Origin of the sequence: Novosphingobium jiangmenense (assembly GCF_015694345.1) — a bacterium.
GTDB lineage: Bacteria > Pseudomonadota > Alphaproteobacteria > Sphingomonadales > Sphingomonadaceae > Novosphingobium > Novosphingobium jiangmenense.
This window is the reverse complement of record NZ_JADQDC010000004.1, coordinates 26139-40173: the sequence shown is the minus strand read 5'-3', so window position 1 is coordinate 40173 and position 14035 is coordinate 26139. Positions and strand designations below refer to the sequence as shown.

General features: G+C 64.5%; 20 protein-coding genes. 11 read left to right on the top strand and 9 right to left on the bottom strand.

The features are described 5' to 3' along the window. The first annotated feature begins 36 nt into the window (after nt 1-36). The 5 genes from I2488_RS07145 (at nt 37) to I2488_RS07125 (ending at nt 4644) form a co-directional block, all read left to right on the top strand. Nucleotides 37-1251: a cation:proton antiporter gene (locus I2488_RS07145; RefSeq protein WP_425492372.1), complete on the top strand. Its 1215-nt coding sequence runs from the start codon at nt 37-39 to the stop codon at nt 1249-1251. Between the two features lie 46 nt (nt 1252-1297). Then, nucleotides 1298-1792, top strand: coding sequence for a hypothetical protein (locus I2488_RS07140; RefSeq protein ID WP_196275123.1), 495 nt, complete (start codon nt 1298-1300; stop codon nt 1790-1792). A gap of 59 nt (nt 1793-1851) precedes the next feature. Further along, a complete protein-coding gene (locus tag I2488_RS07135; protein ID WP_196275122.1) occupies nt 1852-2307 on the top strand; it encodes a nuclear transport factor 2 family protein in 456 nt (151 codons plus the stop codon). A gap of 53 nt (nt 2308-2360) precedes the next feature. After that, on the top strand, nt 2361-4160 hold the full coding sequence (gene recQ / locus I2488_RS07130) for a DNA helicase RecQ (RefSeq protein ID WP_343071005.1): 1800 nt from the start codon (nt 2361-2363) through the stop codon (nt 4158-4160). A gap of 172 nt (nt 4161-4332) precedes the next feature. Further along, nucleotides 4333-4644, top strand: coding sequence for a GIY-YIG nuclease family protein (locus I2488_RS07125; RefSeq protein WP_196275121.1), 312 nt, complete (start codon nt 4333-4335; stop codon nt 4642-4644). Between the two features lie 140 nt (nt 4645-4784). Here the strand turns inward: I2488_RS07125 and I2488_RS07120 are convergent, their stop codons facing one another. Together I2488_RS07120 and I2488_RS07115 are read right to left on the bottom strand one after the other, a co-directional pair. Beyond that, complete coding sequence (locus tag I2488_RS07120) at nt 4785-5774, bottom strand: TerC family protein (RefSeq protein ID WP_196275120.1); 990 nt, start codon at nt 5772-5774, stop codon at nt 4785-4787. Between the two features lie 62 nt (nt 5775-5836). Then, nucleotides 5837-6010: a DUF465 domain-containing protein gene (locus I2488_RS07115; RefSeq protein WP_196275119.1), complete on the bottom strand. Its 174-nt coding sequence runs from the start codon at nt 6008-6010 to the stop codon at nt 5837-5839. Nucleotides 6011-6453: 443 nt separating this feature from the next. Between I2488_RS07115 and I2488_RS07110 the strand changes: the two genes are divergently transcribed. The 6 genes from I2488_RS07110 (at nt 6454) to I2488_RS07085 (ending at nt 9758) form a co-directional block, all read left to right on the top strand. Further along, a complete protein-coding gene (locus I2488_RS07110) occupies nt 6454-7362 on the top strand; it encodes an SPFH domain-containing protein (protein ID WP_196275118.1) in 909 nt (302 codons plus the stop codon). Between the two features lie 10 nt (nt 7363-7372). Beyond that, complete coding sequence (locus tag I2488_RS07105) at nt 7373-7585, top strand: type II toxin-antitoxin system antitoxin (protein WP_084279467.1); 213 nt, start codon at nt 7373-7375, stop codon at nt 7583-7585. Further along, nucleotides 7578-7880 carry a hypothetical protein gene (locus I2488_RS07100; RefSeq protein ID WP_196275117.1) on the top strand — a complete coding sequence of 101 codons (303 nt, stop codon included), beginning with the start codon at nt 7578-7580 and terminating at the stop codon, nt 7878-7880. The genes I2488_RS07105 and I2488_RS07100 overlap by 8 nt, the downstream gene beginning before the upstream one ends. Before the next feature lie 113 nt (nt 7881-7993). Further along, nucleotides 7994-8989: a right-handed parallel beta-helix repeat-containing protein gene (locus tag I2488_RS07095; protein WP_196275116.1), complete on the top strand. Its 996-nt coding sequence runs from the start codon at nt 7994-7996 to the stop codon at nt 8987-8989. 74 nt (nt 8990-9063) lie between these two features. After that, nucleotides 9064-9405, top strand: a complete 342-nt coding sequence (locus I2488_RS07090; RefSeq protein ID WP_196275115.1) for a hypothetical protein — start codon at nt 9064-9066, stop codon at nt 9403-9405. A 50-nt stretch (nt 9406-9455) separates the two neighbouring features. Continuing rightward, nucleotides 9456-9758, top strand: a complete 303-nt coding sequence (locus I2488_RS07085) for a hypothetical protein (RefSeq protein WP_196275114.1) — start codon at nt 9456-9458, stop codon at nt 9756-9758. On the opposite strand, the gene ribA is transcribed toward I2488_RS07085, so the two are convergent. The 7 genes from ribA to rpmG all read right to left on the bottom strand — a co-directional run bounded on the left by ribA (nt 9755) and on the right by rpmG (nt 13968). Further along, nucleotides 9755-10819, bottom strand: coding sequence for a GTP cyclohydrolase II (ribA, locus tag I2488_RS07080; RefSeq protein WP_196275113.1), 1065 nt, complete (start codon nt 10817-10819; stop codon nt 9755-9757). The two genes, I2488_RS07085 and ribA, sit on opposite strands and share 4 nt — an antisense overlap. After that, on the bottom strand, nt 10816-11607 hold the full coding sequence (locus I2488_RS07075) for an exodeoxyribonuclease III (RefSeq protein ID WP_196275112.1): 792 nt from the start codon (nt 11605-11607) through the stop codon (nt 10816-10818). The genes ribA and I2488_RS07075 overlap by 4 nt, the downstream gene beginning before the upstream one ends. A 100-nt stretch (nt 11608-11707) precedes the next feature. After that, a complete protein-coding gene (locus I2488_RS07070; protein ID WP_196275111.1) occupies nt 11708-12013 on the bottom strand; it encodes a hypothetical protein in 306 nt (101 codons plus the stop codon). Between the two features lie 8 nt (nt 12014-12021). Continuing rightward, on the bottom strand, nt 12022-12303 hold the full coding sequence (locus I2488_RS07065) for a HigA family addiction module antitoxin (protein ID WP_246465546.1): 282 nt from the start codon (nt 12301-12303) through the stop codon (nt 12022-12024). Between the two features lie 13 nt (nt 12304-12316). Further along, nucleotides 12317-12595, bottom strand: a complete 279-nt coding sequence (locus I2488_RS07060) for a type II toxin-antitoxin system RelE/ParE family toxin (RefSeq protein ID WP_196275110.1) — start codon at nt 12593-12595, stop codon at nt 12317-12319. Between the two features lie 436 nt (nt 12596-13031). Then, nucleotides 13032-13703, bottom strand: a complete 672-nt coding sequence (locus tag I2488_RS07055) for a LolA family protein (protein ID WP_425492369.1) — start codon at nt 13701-13703, stop codon at nt 13032-13034. Between the two features lie 97 nt (nt 13704-13800). After that, complete coding sequence (rpmG, locus tag I2488_RS07050) at nt 13801-13968, bottom strand: 50S ribosomal protein L33 (RefSeq protein WP_011446825.1); 168 nt, start codon at nt 13966-13968, stop codon at nt 13801-13803. Nucleotides 13969-14035: the final 67 nt, after the last annotated feature.

Below are 14035 nucleotides of genomic sequence, written 5' to 3'. Positions count from 1 at the left end.
CCTTGCATAGACGACGGCACTTCGGGGGATAGACCAATGACGCCAGCCGCGCCCGCCATGGGCACAACGGAAGTGTTCCTGATCGCGCTGACGATCATCCTTGCCGTGCCCTATCTCGCCTGGCGGCTCCTCCGCACCGATTACTGGGCGCCGCTGGTGGTGGTGCAGATCATCGGCGGCATCCTGCTCGGCCCCGGCGTCCTCGGCGCAGCCTTCCCGAATTACTACGCCTTCGTCTTCAACCCGCAGGTCATTGGCTCGCTGAACGGCATCGCCTGGTGGGCGGTGATGATGTTCGTGTTCGTCGCCGGTCTCGAACTCGACATCACCGACGCCTGGGCCAACCGCCGCGAAACCGCGATCACCGCTGCCGGAGCCTTGCTGACTCCGCTGCTCACCGGCGCACTGGCCGCGGCCTTCCTGCTGCGCACGCCGGGCTGGATTGGTCCCAACGGCAGCTACCCGCAGGCCGTGCTCGGCATCGGCATGGCCTGCGCGGTCACTGCCCTGCCGATTCTCGTGCTGCTGATGGAAAAGCTCGGCATCTTCCGCGAACCTCTCGGCCAGCGCCTGCTGCGCTACGCCAGCCTTGATGACGTGGCGATCTGGGGCGTCCTTGCGCTCATCCTCGTGGACTGGCACCGGGTGGAACGGCAGGGCATCTTCCTCGTCGCCTTCGCCGTGGCTTCGTGGGCCGTCCGCGCCCTGTTCCGCCGCCTGTCCGAGAATGACCGCTGGTACGTGTCGCTGATCTGGCTAGCGGTCGTCGGCTTCGCGGCCGACTGGTCGGGCCTGCACTTCATGGTCGGCGCGTTCCTCGCAGGCGCCGTGCTCGATGCGCAGTGGTTCACGCGCGAACGTCTCGACGGCTTCCGCCAGTTCCTGCTGCTCGCCGTCATGCCGGTGTTCTTCCTTTCCACCGGCCTGCGCACCAAATGGGACGTCGGCGGCCTTGCCGTATTCGGCGCTGCGTTCCTGTTCCTCGTCGCCTCGATCGCCGGCAAGCTTGTCGGCGTACGCATCGCCGGCCGCCTGCTCGGCTGGGCCAGGGGCGAGGCGTCGATCATCGGCTGGATGCTGCAGACCAAGGCGCTGATCATGATCATCTTCGTCAACGTCCTGCTCGACAAGGGCATCGTCACCAACGAGACCTTCACCGCGCTGCTGCTGATGGCGGTGATGAGCACGATGCTGACCGTGCCGATGGTCACGCCAAAGCTGAAGGCGCTGGCCAAGCCAACGCTCCATTAACGTCCGCGCGCTACGGGTCGGCAGCATGGAACCCGTGGATCTCCTGATGGCAGGCGTTGCCGCAATGGTGCTCGGCCTGTGCTGGTGCCTCTGGCGCGCCGCCACGCTTTTCAACGGCTGGCAGGTTGCCGTCGCCCATGTCTGGCGCGGCGGCTACAGCGATCTCGAACGCCTCGATGATTTTGCCCATATGCAGCAATCCATCGGCACCCTGCGCGGCTTCGACATCCGCGATGGCGAGGGCAAGCGCTGGATCGAGGACGAGGTCGTGTTCGAAACCATTGAGGGGACCCGCACCCACGCCATGGTCGGTCGGCAAGTCCAGCGTTCGTGGAAGCCCTCGGGCGTGTTCCGCGTATGGTACGATCGCGCCGATCCCCGCCGCGTCACCGCCTATGGCCCCGGCTACTGGTCGCTGATGGCGCTGCTGACCTTCGCCGCACTCTATGCCACTTTCACCTGGGGCATAGACTGGGCCCGCACCGGTCAACCACCGCAGTGGCTGGTCGAGTTCTCCGCGCACCAGGTCTCGCAAAAATAAGAGTAGCGCCGGCCTGCGAAGTCCCCTCTCCTGTGGCAAAAGCACCGGAGAGGCCCGCAATGTCCATCGACCCCGTTACCCGCCTGATCGCCATCGAGGAGATCAAGCAGCTGAAAGCCCGCTATTTCCGCTGCATGGACACCAAGGACTACGCCGGCCTGCGTGCAGTCTTCGCCGACGACGCCGTGTTCGACGCCTCATGCTCGCTCTCGATCGAACCTGCCGAGGATGCCGAGAACTGGACCCACTCCGGAGGCGACAACATTGCCGCCTTTGTCGAGTCCGCCGTGGACGCGCTGCGCACCGTCCACCACGGCCACTGCCACGAGATCGAACTGCTCTCGGAAACCGAAGCGCACGGCGTGATCGCGATGGAAGACCAGATCTGGGACGCCGAGGGCAAACCCTTCCTCCACGGCATGGGCCACTACCACGAAACCTACCGCAAGGAGGCCGATGGCTGGAAGATCGTCACCAGCCGCATCAGCCGCCTGCATGTGATCGTGGGCGAATAACCTGCGATGCATCCGGCGTGGAATGACAGCGCCCGATCTGCCATAGCGAGCCGGTGAGCCTGACCGACACCGCATTCCCGCAATCCGAAATCCTCGACCGTCTCCATGCCGTGTTCGGCTTCAACGCCTTTCGCGGTGTGCAAGCGGACGTGGTGGAGCGCGTGCTGGCGGGCCGATCGACGCTCGCCGTCATGCCCACCGGCGCGGGCAAGTCGCTGACCTATCAGCTGCCTGCGGTCATGCTCCCCGGCACCTGCGTCGTCGTCTCGCCGTTGATCGCGCTGATGCATGACCAGCTGCGCAGCGCCACCGCCAACGGCATCCGCGCCGCCACGCTGACCAGCGTCGACATGGACCGGGGCCAGACCATCGACCGCTTCCTCGCAGGCGACCTCGATCTGCTCTACGTCGCCCCCGAACGCGCCAGCCAGCCGCACTTCCTCGATATGCTGACGCGCGGTCGCGTCGCCATGTTCGCCATCGACGAGGCGCACTGCGTCTCCGAGTGGGGCCACGATTTCCGCCCCGATTACCGCCTGCTGCGCCCGCTGATGGACGCCTTCCCGGACGTCCCGCGCCTTGCGCTCACCGCCACCGCCGACCGCCATACCCGCGCCGACATCCTCGCCCAGCTCGGCATTCCCGAGGAAGGCCTGATCGTCGCAGGCTTTGATCGGCCCAACATCCGCTACGCCATCACCCCGCGCGACAACCCCTTGCGCCAGCTGATGACGGTCATTGCCGAGAACCCCGGCCCCGGCATCGTCTACGCTCCCACCCGCGCGCAAGTCGAGAAGCTCAGCCAGCAGTTGCAGGCAAGCGGCCGCCCCTGCCTGCCCTATCACGCCGGGCTCGATCCGCAGGTCCGCGCCGACAATCAGGCACGCTTCGTGGCATCGGAAGACATGGTCATGGTCGCCACCGTCGCCTTCGGCATGGGCATCGACAAGCCCGACGTGCGGTTCGTCGCCCACGCCGCCTGCCCGAAATCGATCGAGAGCTATTACCAGGAAACCGGCCGCGCCGGGCGCGATGGCGATCCCTCGGTCGCCGTCATGCTGTGGGGAGCGGAAGACTTCGTGCGCGCCCGCCAGCGCCTCGCCGAAGTGGAAGAGCACCGCCGTGCCGGCGAACGCACCCGCATCGACGCGCTGGCCTCGCTGGTCGAAACCCCGCACTGCCGCCGTGCCCTGCTGCTGCGCCACTTCGGCGAAAACCCGCCGCCGTCGTGCGGCAATTGCGACAACTGCCTCGATGCCCCGCGCGTCACCGACGCCACCGAAGTCGCGCGCAAACTGCTCTCGGCGGTCTATCGCACCGGCCAGTCCTTCGGCTTCGGCTATGTCGAAAAGGTCCTGACCGGCGTTGCCGACGAGCGCGTCACCCAGCGCGGGCACGACCAGCTTTCGGTCTTCGGCATCGTCACAACCGACGAAGCCCCGCTCCTGCGCCCGCTCGCCCGCGCCTTGCAGGCAAGAGGCGCGCTGGTGGCAACCGAACACGGCGGCCTCGCGCTCGGCGGCGATGCCCGCGCCATCCTCAAAGGCGAGGCTGACGTCCCGCTGGTCCTAGTACCGAAAAAGGAAGGCCGCCCCGGCCGTCGCCGCGGCAGCGCGGGCGGAGCACTAAATCCTGTCGGCGATCCCCTGTTCGACGCCCTGCGCACCCTGCGCCGCGATCTCGCGCGCGAGGCTGGCGTCCCGCCCTACGTCATCTTCCACGATTCCGTCCTGCGCGAAATGGCCGCCGCCCGCCCCGCCAGCCTCGGCGAACTCGGCCAGATCGGCGGCGTCGGCACCCGCAAGCTCGACGCCTATGGCGACAGGTTCCTTGCGGTGATCCGCCAGTGGTGAGGTCGACCAACTAACTTAACCTCGTCATCCCCGCGAAGGCGGGGACCCAGAGCGACCAAGCGCCATGCCCGACAGGACTCCCGCCTTCGCGGGAGTGACGAAGGTTGGGGTCTCTCCAAACTGAAACCAATCGTCATTCCCGCGCAGGCGGCAAGGCACTAGCGCTCTCGACATGCAGCGCGATTTCTCGCCAACAACCTACATCCTCGCTTCAAAGCGCAATGGCACCCTTTACATCGGCGTGACCAGCAATCTCCTCGCCCGCATCCATCAGCATCGCGATGGCACGTTCGAAGGCTTCACCAAAGACCACGGCGTGAAACGCCTCGTCTGGTTCGAGCAACATGCGACGATGGAACATGCGATCACCCGAGAGAAACGCCTGAAGAAGTGGGAGAGAGCGTGGAAAATCCGCCTGATTGAAGAGAGTAATCCGCTTTGGCGAGATCTCGCGGAAGACCTTGGCTTTTCGCCACTCGATTGACCTTCGGGTGAGTGTGGGCGCTGGATTCCCGCCTGCGCGGGAATGACGAATTCACATACACTTTGTCATCCCCGCCAATCACTCTCTGGGTCCCCGCGAAGGCGGGGACCCAGAGCGATCGCTTACCAACCCAGCAACCATCAAACCGAAGGCCGCTCCACCGCCTGCCCCCGCGTCTTCCACAGCGAGAACACCACGCCGCCGGCGATCAGCGCCAAGGTCACGCCAAGGCTCAGCACCGGCGGGAACTTGTCACCGCCAAGCAGGAAGTCCGAGACGAAGATCTTGCTGCCGATGAACACCAGCACCGCCGCCAGCGCGTACTTCAGGTACGCAAAGCGGTCGATCATCGCCGCCAGCGCGAAGTAGAGCGCGCGCAGGCCCAGGATCGCCATGATGTTCGAGGTGTAGACGATGAAGGTATCGGTCGTGATCGCGAAGATCGCCGGGACCGAATCCACCGCGAACACCAGGTCGGCAAGGTTGATCACCACCAGCGCGAGGAACAGCGGCGTTGCCGCGTTGACCAGCTTGCCGGTTTTCTCGTCCGGCACCTTTACGAAGAACTTCTGGTCGTGCAGCTCCTTGGTCACGCGCATGTGGCGGCTGATCCAGCGCACGGCAGGGTTGTTGCCGATGTCGGGATCGTGGTCATTGGTGAAGAACATCTTGATGCCGGTGAACACCAGGAACGCGGCAAAGATGTAGAGCACCCAATAGGCCCGCTCGACCAGTGCAGCGCCGCCCGCGATCATCCCGCCACGCAGGAAGATCACCGCCACGATGCCCCACAGCAGGGCGCGATACTGATACTTGGCGGGAATGGCGAAGAAGGTGAAGATCAGGCTGATCACGAAGACGTTGTCGATCGACAGCGCCTTCTCGATGAAGAAGCCGGTGTAGTACTTCATGCCCAGATCCGCGCCCTTTTCGGCCCAGACCCACGCGCCGAACAGCAGCGCGATGGTGATGTAGAATGCGGTAAGCTTCAGCGATTCGCCGATGCCCATGGCCTTGTCCTCCTTGTGGAGGACGCCAAGGTCAAACGCCGTCAGCGCGACGACAAGGCCGAGGAAGGCCAGCCAGAACCACGCGGGCGTGCCCAGCCAGTCTGCAAAAAGGAATTCCATCAGTCAGACTCCAGTCCCCGCCGCGCCCCAAATGCGCAGGGCGCAGCGGTCGTTCCTCTATTTCAGACTGTTGCCAGAACGGCTTCCGGACGACGCAGGAACAGCGCCGCAAGCCGCGCCTTCACCGCGCTCTTGAGGCTGCGCAGGCGCAGAACATCAAGCGGATCGCGCGCAAGGCGCAGCGCCTCGTCCAGCTTCTGGTGGCGCTCCATCAGGCGGAAATAACGGTCGGACATGTCAAAGCTCCCTAGTCGAGCAGTTGCTACGATCGGGAATGCCGATGCCCGCGAGGGCCAAGTCCGGAAGGGAGGGGGGAGAAGACCCGGACCCGCTTGGCATCGGCATTACCCGATGCGGTCCGACATCACGAAGCGAACTGCCAACATTGGCCAGAACGCCGCGCCAGAGGGGCCCGGTCCGCTCACACAATGTGGAGTGATTCGGTCCGGATTGCAAGGGGGATGTGTAAAGGGTGCCCACCCCCAGCCCCTCCCGCCTGCGGGAGGGGAGCGAGAAGATACGTCTTTTCACAATATGCCGCGCTTCCTCTCATCCCCCTCCCGCAGGCGGGAGGGGGCGGGGGTGGGCAAGCGGCACAGCACAAACCTCTCCCCAAATCCGCTTGCACCCGCAACCGGATTTGATATTAAAGTGATATCAGATTTAAGGGGAATCTCCGATGTCCGAGTCGAAGACGCACAGTGCCAGCACCGAAACCGGCGCCTGGTCGATCAGCGGCTATCTCATGTTGATCCTGATGGTGGCGCTTGTCGCGCTCACCGCGATCCGGGTCATCGGCTTTGCCAGCGGCAATCCCTCCGAGGACGAAGTGCCCGGCTTCATCGCCACCATCGCGGCGCTGCCCGTCGCCATCGTGTTCATCGCCTCGGGCTTCTACATGATCCAGCCCAACCAGGCCGCCGCGATCAACCTGTTCGGCTCCTATCGCGGCACCGACCGCAACCACGGTCTGCGCTGGGTCTGGCCGTGGATGACCAAGACCAAGATCTCGGTCCGCGCCAACAACGTCGTGTCGGAAAAGCTCAAGGTCAACGACTTGCGCGGCAACCCGATCGAGATCGCCGCCAACGTCGTCTGGCGCGTGTCCGATACCGCGCAGGCCCTGTTCGACGTCGATGACTACAAGGCCTTCGTCTTCGTCCAGATCGAAAGTGCAGTGCGCTCGATCGGCTCGCGCTATCCCTATGACGATATCGAGCATCACGAGGTCACGCTGCGCAGCCACCATGATCAGATCAACGCCGAACTGCGCACCGAACTCAACGCGCGGCTGGTGCTGGCGGGCATCACGGTTGACGAATGCGGCCTCACGCACCTCGCCTATGCGCCCGAAATTGCTGGCGCCATGCTTCGCCGGCAGCAGGCCGAGGCGGTGATCTCGGCACGCAAGAAGCTGGTCGAAGGCGCAGTCTCGATGGTCGAGATGGCGCTGACCCAGCTCTCTGAAAAGAACGTGGTCGAACTCGATGACGAGCGCCGTGCCGCCATGGTCTCCAACCTCATGGTCGTCCTGTGTGGTGAGCGTGATGCCCAGCCGGTGGTCAACGCCGGCACGCTCTACCAGTAAGCCTTAAGTCATGGCGCCGAGCCCGAAGAAAGCCTTCCCGCTGCGCATCGATCCGGCACTCTTCGCCGCGATCGAGCGCACGGCCTCGGCCGATTTGCGCTCCGCTAACGCCCAGATCGAAGTGCTGCTGCGCGAGGCCTTGACCCGACGCGGCGTGAAGCTGGCCGCCGCCGAACCCGTCAAGCGCGGACGGCCAGCAAAAACGGAGAACAGTGATGGTTGATCCTCGCTACACCACCCGCCCGCCCAAGGCGGAAGTCCCGGCCGACGACGGCGCATGGTTCGCACCCAAGCGCTTTGGCCTCGGCTCCGGCTTGCCGATCCGCTGGCAGGGTTGGGCGCTCATCGGTGCCTATGTCGCCCTGCTGCCACTGGTGAAGTGGCTCGACGACAGCGGCGACGGACGCTTGCGCACGTTTGGTTTCGCCCTGTTCATCGTTGCCACGGCGGTGGTCTTCTCGATCTCCGCAAAGCGCACGCGCGGCGGCTGGAAGTGGCCCTGGGGCAGCAAGGACTGATTTGGCAGTAGTTGGCCCTGTAACTTCGGGCAGGCCCCGGTTCCCGCCGGAACATAAGGGCCTGTCAATCATTCCGCGCTACCCCGGGTCCAAGAAAACGCCGGGGACCTGATATGCGCATGATGAACCCGTTCGCCTCCAGAGAGCGCCGCCATCGCGGCCAGCGCCTCGCCGTCTTCCTCTTGGGGATCGCGGTGATCGCGACGATTCCCGCAACCGCGCTGCTCGCCCAGGGCCAGCGCTCGCCCTACACCGTTGTCCAGACCGGACGCAGCTACCAAGCGCTGCAGCAGGCCGTGAACGCCATCGGCGAGGGCACCGGCACCATCCGCATCGCACCCGGCGTATACCGCGATTGCGCGGTCCAGCAGGCGGGCGATGTCGGCTTCGTCGCGCAAGTCCCGGGGCAGACGGTGTTCGATGGCGCCGCCTGCGAAGGCAAGGCCGCCATCGTCGCTCGCGGCCGCTCGACCACGGTCGAAGGCCTGATCTTCCAGAACATCCGCGTGCCCGATGCCAACGGCTCGGGCATCCGGCTCGAGCGCGGCAATCTGACCGTCCGCCAGTCATGGTTCCGTGACAGCGAGCAGGGCATCCTTTCTGCCGACGACCCAACGGGTGCGGTTCTCATTGAAAAGTCGACCTTTTCCCGCCTCGGCCGCTGCGATCGCGGCCTTGCCTGTGCGCACTCGGTCTACTTCGGCGACTACGGCAGCGTTACCATCCGCCGCAGCCGCTTCGAGGCCGGACGCGGCGGGCACTACGTCAAGAGCCGCGCGGGCCGCGTCGAGGTCACCCAGTCCAGCTTTGACGATACCGCCGGCAAAACAACCAATTACATGATCGACCTGCCCGCCGGAGCGACCGGCCGCATCGCCGACAACGTCTTCGTCCAGGGTCTCGACAAAGAGAACTACAGCGCCTTCATCGCCATCGCCGCCGAGGGCAAGGCGCACCCATCGACCGGCCTTGCGGTTGTTGGAAACGACGCGCGATTTGCCCCCGGTGTGAGTCGCTCGTCGGCCTTCGTCGCGGACTGGTCGGGCGACAAACTCGCACTCGGCGCGAACGCTCTCGGGTCGGGCCTCAGCCGCTTCGAGTCCCGCTAGAGTTGCACCGAGTTAGGGCAGAGTTGGCGTGGAGTTGCCCCTCTGCCTCCGAGAGTCTATCTGGAGTTGGAATGTTGAGTGCACCGCTCCTGAAGCTGGGTGGACGGCTCTGGGCGCTGCTGCTTGCCCTCACCGTCCTGACCCACGCCATTGCCCCGTTCGAGGCGCCCGTGACCGTGCGTCACGGCTCCGCCTTCAGCGCGGCGACGGCAGAGACGGCAGTAGCTCCGGCAAATCGCGTTCAGATTCAGCGCGTTGCCATTCCGATGGCACCGCCCCCGCCGGTGATCCTCGCACCCGAACCGGCAGCGCCACAACTGGTCCAGCCCGAGGGTTTCTGGCCCCCGCAAACCGCGCCCCCTGCGCCGCAGCCGCTCGCGCTGCTGCCCGCACCAAGAGCACCGCCACTGTCCTGACCTGAGCCCCGCGCCCTTCGGCGCTGTTCAAACTTGTCAGGAATACAGCAATGTCAAACACTTCCACGATTGCGTCGGCCATCGACGCACGCCGCGCCCACGTCGAGGCGCTCCTCTCGGCATACCCCGATGTCACGCCCGAAGAGCGGCAATTGATGGTCAACTGGTTCCGCTCCGAAGCCAGTGCGCTCGACGTCGCGCTGGTTGCCAGCAACCCCGCTGCGGAGCGTGGTTACCGACGCTTTCGGTCTGAAAACGTTGACAAATTTACCATCAAGGACATGGGCTATGCCCTGCTCTTCGCAGCGATCGTCGCGGCCGCAATCCTGCTGATCGCCTGGCGCGCGTTCTAGCGGAGCAAATGACCAGTCCGGTCTCGCTTGGTGTCGAGATAGCGCTGGTTGTGGGGGTTGGCGGGGAGCTGGTGTGCAACGCGCTCCGTCACCTCCACCCCAAGTGCCTGCAAAGTCGCCACCTTCTGTGGGTTGTTGGTCAACAGACGGATCGACCGAACGCCCAGCAGGTCGAGCATCCGCGCCGCCACCGGAAAGTCGCGCGCCTCGCTCGGCAGGCCCAGGCGCTCGTTGGCATCGACAGTGTCGAAGCCCTGGTCCTGCAGTTCGTAGGCGCGCAGCTTGTTGATCAGGCCGATGCCGCGCCCTTCCTGCCGCAGGTAGAGCAGGACGCCCCAGCCTCCCGCATTGGCTTCCTCGGCCATGCGGGCGAGCGCGGCATCGAGTTGCGGCCCGCAATCGCACTTGAGGCTGCCGAGGATGTCGCCGGTTAGGCATTCGCTGTGCAGCCGCACCACCGGCGCGCGCTCGCTGGTCTGTGTGCCGATCACCAGCGCGACGTGTTCGCGCAAGTCATCCCGGGCGCGGAAGGCCACGATTTCAGCATGTTCGCAGGCATGGACCGGCAAGCGGGCGCGGGCCTGGATGGTGAGGTTGAGCGGGTCCTTGAACGCGGCAAGGTCCTCGGCGGAAACCTCGGCGGCGATCTCCACGCCGGTCGAGATCAGGAACGCGGGCAGGATTCCCGCCAGCCGCGCCATCTCCATCGCCGCCACGGCAGCATGATGCGCTTCGATCGGATCGGCCTTGAAAGGCCCGCGCAAGGGGCTGCCGAGATCCTGCGCAGGATCGGCGAGATTGCGCGCAGCTGAAAGGTTGAACGGTTCTGCGCCATGGATCATCACCGGCGCTTCGGGCACCGCAGCATCGCGCTGGTTGGCGAGCTTGAGGGTCGCGGCGCGGGCGGCGGAGATGAGCAGGCGCGCGGCGTAGATGCCGGGCTGGGCATAAGCGGTTTCCGCAGGTAGCAGATCGAGCGCCCCGTCCGCGGCAGTGACCCGGATCGCCCAACCGTGGCGCAGCGCGTCGAGCGCCTTTGCTACGTTACGGGAATCGCTCACAAATCCAGCTCGGTGATCAGCGGAATGTGATCCGAAGGCTGCTCCCACTTGCGCGTCTCTTCCACGAAGCGGTGCGAGCGCGTCTGCGCGGCAGCTTCGGGCGAGGCCCACATGTGGTCGAGCCGACGGCCCTGATCCTTGGCGCGCCAGTAGGAGCGGTAGGACCACCACGAGTAGTTGCGCTCGGGCGCGGGGATATGCTTGCGCCCAAGATCGACCCAGCCGTGCGCATCGGCAAAACGCTGCAGCGTCTCGACCTCGGTCGGCGTATGGCTGACGACCTTGAGCAGCGCCTTGTGATCGTAGACGTCGCATTCCAGCGGGGCGATGTTGAAATCGCCGGTGATCAGCGTCGGGCGCTCGATCTTCTCGGCCCAGCGGGTCATGCGCTCGAGGAAATCGAGCTTCTGGCCGAACTTGGGGTTCACCGCACGGTCCGGAACGTCGCCGCCCGCCGGAATATAGACGTTCTCGACGATCAGCCCGTTGCCGGGGCCGAGCAGTTCGACGCCGATGTGGCGCGCCTCGCCATTGTCCTGCCAGTCATGCTTGCTGAAATCGCGGAACGGGATGCGGCTGACGGTGGCGACGCCGTGGTAGCCCTTCTGCCCGTGGACCGCGCGGTGAGTGTAGCCGAGCTTTTCGAACACATCGTGCGGGAACAGGTTCTCCGGCGTCTTGATCTCCTGCAGGCACAGCACATCGGGCGATTCCTGCGTGAGAAAGCGTTCGACCTGATCGGCCCGGAGGCGGACCGAATTGATGTTCCATGTGGCAACCGAGATCATGGCGCTGCTTTAGGGTTGCCGGGGGGTGATTGCTAGATGGGATGTGGGGAAGAGGTCATCCTTGCGCAGGTTACCGCGATTACCATGCCAGGGCGTAGCGTCAGAGGATTACACCCTGTCTGTATGCAATCTTCGCATCACCCTTAGGTTTTGACCCCCGCTTGGTAATTTCAACATGTGGGAAATGGTTGGCCTGTGTCAGCAAGATCCCGATGAAGGCTTCGCGGTCGAGACCCGCACAGGATTCGATTTCCACATGGATTCGCCACGTGCTGTCCGTCCCGTAGTGCCTGACCACAACGTCGCCACCAAAGACGTTCTCAGCAGCTTGTTTGATGAAAGACTTGATCTCTGGGCGAAGTTCAACAGGCGTTTCGGGCGGTTGAGCGGGACTGGCGACTGGCATGCCTTGCTCTAAGCCGCTTCCTGCAACCGCCGCACAACCGGCTGCTCATGCTGCCGCGCACGCCACAGGTCGAAGTTCGCCTGCATTGCCAACCATGCCCGCGCCGTGCTTGCGCCTGCTTGTTCTAGCCGCAGGGCAAGATCGGGGCTGATCCCGGCCTTGCCGTTCAGCACACGCGAGAGGGCCACGCGCGACATTGCGAGGCGGCTGGCGGCTTCGGTCACGGACAAGTTCAGCGCTTCGATCACTTCATCGCGGAGCAGTTCGCCGGGGTGGGGTGGGTTGTGCATCATCGTCATGACCTCAATGGTAATCCTGATAATCGACGAGTTCGGCGTCGGTCCCAATAAAGCGGAAGGTTATCCGCCAGTTGCCATTGACCCAGACAGACCAATGGCCCTTCAGATCGCCCTTCAGCGGGTGCAGCTTGAAGGACGGCAAGTTCATGTCCTCTGGTGCTGCGGCAACCTCAAGCAGGCCCAGAATGTTCCGGATCTTCTTCACGTGGGAAGCCTGAATGCCACGCGTCGTACCGGTGTTGTAAAAGGCTTCAAGCCCCTTGTGCCGGAATCCGATAATCATGAGGCTGTGTATCGCGTATCGTTGCGCGATACAATGCAAGGTGCCTCCAAAGCGAACAGAAAACAAAACCCTCGGACCGGGGGCATTGGTCCGAGGGTTCCATTTGCGTTCGTCACGCTTGGCGAGGAGGCCTCCAGGAGACCGGGCAACAGGGGGGAAACCCGCCTCGACCGCCTCGCCGAAACCGTTCTAGGCCTTGCTCGCTTGCGCCCCGATGAACGGTGCCTGCAGGTTTGTCGCAGCTTGTCGCAAGGGGTGAACGCTTGAGGGGTGAGGTGAGGGTTGGGGGCGATGGGTGGTGTCGGTGAAGGATCGCCTGTTCAAAAAGTGATCGTCACCCCGGACTTGATCCGGGGTCCCGCTATTGGGCGAACGCTCAGCAAGCGGGATCCCGGGGCAAGCCCGGGATGACGAGGTAAGGGTAGGTTTTTGAGGCTCAGCGCGTCACGGGGCGGCGGGGGTCGGTCCAGCGGAAGGTGCTGTCGGGCACTGCAACGCCGTACTGGTGGCCCGAGAGGCGGACGGTGGTGCGCTTGTTCTGCGAATCGAGGGCGACCCACGAATCGAGCTGCAGGCCGCCGGGCGCGTTGCCGTTGCGCACGAAGATCATGGTGATCGTGCCATATTCGGGATGCTTGGGATCGCGCACCTGCAGGCTGATCACGCCGGGATCGCCGGTGGGCAGCTGCCTGGCGAAGCGCGCTACGTCCTTGTTCGGATCGAGCAATGCGCCCAGCGGGCTGTTGCCGATCGGCCAGCGCTGAACCTGGCGGACCTCGTAGTCAATCATGGTCAGCGCCTTGCCGTCGCCCACGATCAGCAGGGGCACGCCCTTCTGGTACTGGAAGCGGATCTTGCCGGGCTGCTTCATCGTCAGCACGCCGGAGACATTCTGGCCGGAGCGATCGGACTGCGTGAAGTTGGCGCGGAGCGTGGTGATGCCGCGCAGCGCCGATACGGCGCGATCGATGTCGGAGGCTTGCGCCTGCGCCACCGTGGGCGCGGCAAGCATTGCGGGCGTGGCCGCAGCGAGGGCAAGCGAAAGGGCCGCGGCGGAATAGGTTACCGTGCGGCCCATCTTGCGAATCGAGGTGTAGATCGTGTTCATCGCCGTTCCTTGCAGTGTCGGCGTTGAACTCGCCGTGAACCGCCCTGGTTCCGAAGAGACCGGCGGCTCAGGCGAATGTAAAGCGCGAAAGCGCTGATTACTTGATCTTCGCTTCCTTGAACTCGACGTGCTTGCGCACGACCGGGTCATACTTGCGGAAGGTCATCTTCTCGGTCGTGTTGCGGGGATTCTTCTTGGTCACGTAGAAGAAGCCGGTGTCAGCGGTCGAGACCAGACGGATCTTGACGGTGGTGGGCTTTGCCATGGCTCTATCCTGAACTTTCGCGCGCGAAACTGAAAACGAATGTGGCGGCGCGTTTCCACGCCGCCGT

Bases quoted from the DNA above. Each gene is read 5' to 3' on its own strand.
- I2488_RS07145 (WP_425492372.1), top strand. From the start codon at position 37: ATGACGCCAGCCGCGCCCGCCATGGGCACAACGGAAGTGTTCCTGATC.
- I2488_RS07140 (WP_196275123.1), top strand. From the start codon at position 1,298: ATGGCAGGCGTTGCCGCAATGGTGCTCGGCCTGTGCTGGTGCCTCTGG.
- I2488_RS07135 (WP_196275122.1), top strand. From the start codon at position 1,852: ATGTCCATCGACCCCGTTACCCGCCTGATCGCCATCGAGGAGATCAAG.
- I2488_RS07125 (WP_196275121.1), top strand. From the start codon at position 4,333: ATGCAGCGCGATTTCTCGCCAACAACCTACATCCTCGCTTCAAAGCGC.
- I2488_RS07120 (WP_196275120.1), bottom strand. From the start codon at position 5,774: ATGGAATTCCTTTTTGCAGACTGGCTGGGCACGCCCGCGTGGTTCTGG.
- I2488_RS07115 (WP_196275119.1), bottom strand. From the start codon at position 6,010: ATGTCCGACCGTTATTTCCGCCTGATGGAGCGCCACCAGAAGCTGGAC.
- I2488_RS07110 (WP_196275118.1), top strand. From the start codon at position 6,454: ATGTCCGAGTCGAAGACGCACAGTGCCAGCACCGAAACCGGCGCCTGG.
- I2488_RS07105 (WP_084279467.1), top strand. From the start codon at position 7,373: ATGGCGCCGAGCCCGAAGAAAGCCTTCCCGCTGCGCATCGATCCGGCA.
- I2488_RS07100 (WP_196275117.1), top strand. From the start codon at position 7,578: ATGGTTGATCCTCGCTACACCACCCGCCCGCCCAAGGCGGAAGTCCCG.
- I2488_RS07095 (WP_196275116.1), top strand. From the start codon at position 7,994: ATGCGCATGATGAACCCGTTCGCCTCCAGAGAGCGCCGCCATCGCGGC.
- I2488_RS07085 (WP_196275114.1), top strand. From the start codon at position 9,456: ATGTCAAACACTTCCACGATTGCGTCGGCCATCGACGCACGCCGCGCC.
- I2488_RS07075 (WP_196275112.1), bottom strand. From the start codon at position 11,607: ATGATCTCGGTTGCCACATGGAACATCAATTCGGTCCGCCTCCGGGCC.
- I2488_RS07070 (WP_196275111.1), bottom strand. From the start codon at position 12,013: ATGCCAGTCGCCAGTCCCGCTCAACCGCCCGAAACGCCTGTTGAACTT.
- I2488_RS07065 (WP_246465546.1), bottom strand. From the start codon at position 12,303: ATGCACAACCCACCCCACCCCGGCGAACTGCTCCGCGATGAAGTGATC.
- I2488_RS07060 (WP_196275110.1), bottom strand. From the start codon at position 12,595: ATGATTATCGGATTCCGGCACAAGGGGCTTGAAGCCTTTTACAACACC.
- I2488_RS07055 (WP_425492369.1), bottom strand. From the start codon at position 13,703: ATGAACACGATCTACACCTCGATTCGCAAGATGGGCCGCACGGTAACC.
- rpmG (WP_011446825.1), bottom strand. From the start codon at position 13,968: ATGGCAAAGCCCACCACCGTCAAGATCCGTCTGGTCTCGACCGCTGAC.